The sequence below is a fragment of the Actinosynnema sp. NPDC023658 genome (assembly GCF_040639995.1).
GTDB lineage: Bacteria > Actinomycetota > Actinomycetes > Mycobacteriales > Pseudonocardiaceae > Actinosynnema.
This window is the reverse complement of sequence record NZ_JBFAAX010000983.1, coordinates 1-1,995: the sequence shown is the minus strand read 5'-3', so window position 1 is coordinate 1,995 and position 1,995 is coordinate 1. Positions and strand designations below refer to the sequence as shown.

The 1,995-nt window shown below is 76.0% G+C and carries 2 protein-coding genes; one reads left to right on the top strand and one right to left on the bottom strand.

Translation table 11 applies throughout. The features are described from left to right. Positions 1-985 (bottom strand): CoA transferase (locus AB0G02_RS37195; protein ID WP_360804298.1); only part of this gene is annotated, 985 nt, incomplete at its 3' end. A gap of 62 nt (positions 986-1,047) precedes the next feature. On the opposite strand from AB0G02_RS37195, the gene AB0G02_RS37190 reads away from it, so the two are divergent. Further along, on the top strand, positions 1,048-1,995 hold a 948-nt coding region (locus AB0G02_RS37190; RefSeq protein WP_360804295.1), incomplete at its 3' end, for a cytochrome P450.

Sequence of the window (1,995 nt, the reverse complement as noted above, 5' to 3'; positions counted from 1 at the left end):
ACCGGCGCGGGTTCGACAGCCTGGTCCAGGCCGCCACCGGCATCGCCGCGGTCGAGAGCACGGACGGCACCCCCGGCGTGCTGCCGGCCCAGGCGGAGAGCTGGGCGACGACCAGGCCGGGGCGTTCGTCCAGCAGCGCTTGAGGCGCCAGGCCGTGACGGTCCAGCGCTCCGGGGCGGTAACCGGTGACGACGACGTCGGCCCGGTCGAGGAGGTCGTCGAACGCGCGCCGGTCGCGGCGGTCGGAGAGGTCGAGGAACGTGGAGCGCTTGCCCTGGCCGGTGTCGGCGTGGATCTCGGGGTCCTCGGGCAGGTGCGGCGAGTCGACGCGCAGGACGTCCGCGCCCAGGAACGCGAGCGTGCGGGTGGCGACCGGGCCGGCGATCACCCTGGTGAGGTCGAGGACGCGGACCCCTTCGGCGGGGCGGGACGCCGGCGGCGGCTCGCGCCGGTCGGCGCCGGTGGGCGAGGTCTCCACCAGGGGCAGCCGGGTCGGGTCCGGGGCGGTCGCCACCGCGACGGCCAGGCCGCCCGCGGCGTGCACGGTCTCCTGCACCTCGACGGCCCGACGGGGCGCCAGCTCGCGTTCCAGCGCGGCCCGGTCGTCGTCGACGCCGAGGGCTCCGAGCAGGCGTGCCCGGTGGTGCGGGTAGTTGGCGTGGGTGCGGACCCAGCCGTCGGCGGTGCGCCAGAACCCGGACAGCGGCGCGAAGGCGGCACCGGTGCGCCCGTCGATGCGCAGGTGGCGTTCGCTGGTGAACGCGGTGGCCACGCCGGCCTCGTCCACCGTCACCGGCGGCACGGGGGTGCGGTCGCGCGCGGCGGACAGCTCGGCCGCCGCCAACGCGCAGACGCCGACGGTCGCCCGTGCCATGTCCCGCACGGGCAGGCGGGCGCCGAGCACGTCACCCGCGGGCACGTACCGGACGGTCAGGTCGGGTCGGCCGCCGAGTGCCGCCCAGGCGTGCGCTGTCACCGGGTCCACGTGGGCAGTGTGCGCGTTCACGCGCCCGTCCGGGACGGGTGGCGGCTATAAGGTCGATCACCATGGACTACCCGATCGCGCGTCGTCCCGGTTTCGACCCGCCGGCGGAGTTCGCGGTGCTGCGGTCGGAGTCCCCCGTGTGCCCGGTGTCGTTGCGGCACGGCCAGCAGGCGCACCTGGTTACCCGGTACGACGACGTGCGGGCGGTGCTGCGCGACCACGGCCGGTTCTCGTCGGACCCGTCGACGCCCGGCTTCCCGCAGTTGCGGCCGGTGGTGGACCGGAAGGCCGCGCCGGGGAGCTTCCTGGTCACCGACCCGCCCGAGCACACCCGGTACCGGCGGCTGGTGACCGGCGAGTTCACCGTGCGGCGGATGGACGCGCTGCGCCCCGAGGTCGAGCGGATCACGCGGGACCGGCTGGCGGCGCTGCGCGCGGGACCGCGCCCGGCAGACCTGGTGACGGGGTTCGCGCTGCCGGTGCCGTCGGACGTGATCTGCCTGCTGCTCGGCGTTCCGGTGGCGGACCAGGAGTTCTTCTCCACCCGCAGCCGCGCCCACCTCGACCGGTCGTTGTCCGCCGAGCAGGTGCAGGCGGCGCTGGACGAGCTGCACGCCTACCTGGCGGACCTGGTCCGCGCCCGCCGCACCTCGCCGCGCGACGACCTGGTCAGCCGCCTGGTGCGCGAGCCGGGGTTGAGCGACGAGGAGGCGGTCGGGATGACCGTGCTGCTGCTCGTCGGCGGGCACGAGACGACCGCGAACTCCATCGCGCTGTCGGTGCTGGCGCTGCAAAGGGACCGGTCGCGGTGGGAGGCCCTGGTCGCGGAGCCCGACCTGGTCGGGAACGCGGTGGAGGAGCTGTTGCGCTACCTCAGCCCCGTGCACCACGGCGTGGTGCGGGCGGTGGCGGGCGAGGCGACGATCGGCGGCACGGCGCTCGGACCGGGTGACGGCGTGATCGCGTCGCTGTTCGCCGCGAACCGCGACCCCGCCGCGTTCCCCGAGCCG